The sequence below is a fragment of the Vibrio sp. 10N.222.49.C9 genome, assembly GCF_041474985.1.
Lineage (GTDB): Bacteria > Pseudomonadota > Gammaproteobacteria > Enterobacterales > Vibrionaceae > Vibrio > Vibrio crassostreae_C.
In genome coordinates this window covers 1-294 of the sequence record NZ_JBFRVD010000659.1, presented here as the reverse complement: position 1 = coordinate 294, position 294 = coordinate 1, and the positions used below count along the sequence as shown (strand labels likewise).

Annotated in this window: 2 pseudogenes; both read right to left on the bottom strand. The window is 42.9% G+C overall.

Features of this window, described 5'->3' with window-relative positions:
* Positions 1–148, bottom strand: a pseudogene (locus tag AB4585_RS24950) (ABC transporter ATP-binding protein); the annotation flags it as partial.
* A gap of 33 nt (positions 149–181) precedes the next feature.
* A pseudogene (locus tag AB4585_RS24945) lies at positions 182–294 on the bottom strand (ABC transporter permease); the annotation flags it as partial.

The following is a 294-nucleotide window of genomic DNA, read 5'->3' as shown; positions in this document are numbered from 1 at the left end:
CTTGGGCAATCACGATAGGGCCATGATTAGGATTAACGAACCAATCCAGCATCAAGGTCAGCTCTTTGTCCTTACCAGAAGCACTCGCGCTCACTAAAAGCGCAATACCGGCCAGTACTGCACTGAATGTATTTTTAAACAAGGTCATGTCTCTTCCTTAACGACATTAAAAGATTGGCAGTTAATCAAACTGCCAAGGGATAAATTTGTTGAGTAGTCTGTCTGTGATGAAATAAAGGGTGACCGAGATAAGTGCCAGAATAAACAGCGCCGCAAACATCTCATCAATCATCA